Genomic DNA, 1,724 nt, shown 5'->3' with positions numbered 1-1,724 from the left:
TTACTTAAACGGCTTAATTGGTAATCAGGTAAAACCTGCATGAGTATAATTGCTCACTGCAAAAGTGACATGCTCCCGCTTTTTCTCCTCCAGGGGTATCGACAACACTTTCTAAACTTTCTTTTAATGCTAAAGGAGAACTTGCCCAGGCTTTCTTGATCTGAGTAACAATATTTTTTCGATATATAGCATTAGGTATGTTTAAATCAAAATAGCCTTGAGTGATTACTGAGCTTAACTCAGATTCCAAAATTACAGGAAAAGAAATAGTAAAAAGAAGAACATCAGGAAAATATTTTTTTTGTTCTCCCAAATTGATATAACGTCCTTTTTCATCTGATTGACCATAATATTTAGCAACGTGGGGAGTTGTTAATTGGTGAGCAACAGGTAATTGTGTGAATTGACTTGATTCTTCAATTTTCCAAGCACGAGCATTATCAAAAAAATCCGGAAATAAAACATCAGGTGGGGCAGTGTGAGGTAATAAAAGAAGTTGAACATTAATATTCTCAATATCTGTGGCGTAAGGTGAACCTGTTAACAATAAAACTTTAAGTTTTTCGGGGTTTCCAAATTCATTCACCACTTCATGGATTCTAGTAAATGCTTTTCTTTCTCTTCTTTTTTCACTTTGAGAATATTTATTTCCAAATTGATCGGGATAACGCTTTCTTAACTTATGACTTTCATCAAATATTAATAAATAACGTCCTTTCCCTGAGCGGATATCCTTAATAAAATCCTCCCAACTATCCAGATCCCTGGCTTTATTTGAATCTTCTTTATCTAAAGTTTCAAGAGTGAAAAAATCAGCAGATATACTAGCATCTCGCATTTCTTTACGCCAACTAGCCTTAACAGGCATAGGACAAATAATAATCACTTTATCAATAAAATCTTCTGATTTTAATTGAACCGCAATTAAAGTTCCCATCACAGTTTTACCTAGTCCTGTTGAAGCAACTAGCATTGAGCCACCATGTTCATAAATTTGGCTTAATGTTAAAGAAATCATATCTTGTTGATAAATGAGAGGCTTTTTACTATAAGTAGTTTTAACTGGTTTAATTTGCTCTAAAGTTAATATTGTTTTTAGATAAATATCCCAAAGTGTCGCAAATTTCAACCATTTACTCAAAATTTCTAGTAGGTCTTGGGTTAAATCGTGAGCCTTGTTAAAAAAGTCATCAAATTCCTGAATTAAGTCTATCACTTCAGATTTATTAGTAATAATATTTCCTCCTTCGACTTGCTCGATGAGTCCTTTTCCCGTTAAATTTGAGGAGGTTTGAATAGCAGCTCTTTCATCAAAAATATAAAGCTTGTTATGGTGGTCTTTTGCCCTAGCATCAACAATTTCAAATTGATTAGACTCTATTTTTTTCACAAGGTCACGAACCGACTTTCTTCTATCTCTGTCTAATCCTGTTCGTAAGTCTCGCATTATTTCTTGAATTAAAGCCATTCTTGCTCGTTGTTCACCCGGATCATCTAAGCCAACTAAAAGATAGGTTTTTTTACCTGTAGTGTAACGACGGATTAAGTTCCATCCTTTAATTGTAAAAAATCCTGTAGCAATCCGAATTTTTTGTTTAGCTTCTTGTAGCAGATCAATAATATATTGTAATGATTTACCTGATTCAAACGGCTCTCCTGAAGTTGCGGTGATATTTTTATCTAATTAGAAAAGCAAGCTAATACGCGTTCTCGAAAATTATCAA

1 protein-coding gene is annotated in these 1,724 nt (G+C 33.5%); it reads right to left on the bottom strand.

The annotated features are described in order from the left end of the window. Positions 1–13: 13 nt before the first annotated feature. Positions 14–1,612 carry a phospholipase D-like domain-containing protein gene (locus QUA04_RS29520; protein ID WP_333264312.1) on the bottom strand — a complete coding sequence of 533 codons (1,599 nt, stop codon included), beginning with the start codon at positions 1,610–1,612 and terminating at the stop codon, positions 14–16. Between the last annotated feature and the right edge of the window lie 112 nt (positions 1,613–1,724).

Origin of the sequence: Microcoleus sp. S13_C5, from assembly GCF_036700845.1 — a bacterium.
Classification (GTDB): domain Bacteria; phylum Cyanobacteriota; class Cyanobacteriia; order Cyanobacteriales; family Microcoleaceae; genus Microcoleus.
The sequence above is the reverse complement of the archived record's forward strand: the minus strand, read 5'-3'. Positions and strand labels throughout refer to the sequence as shown.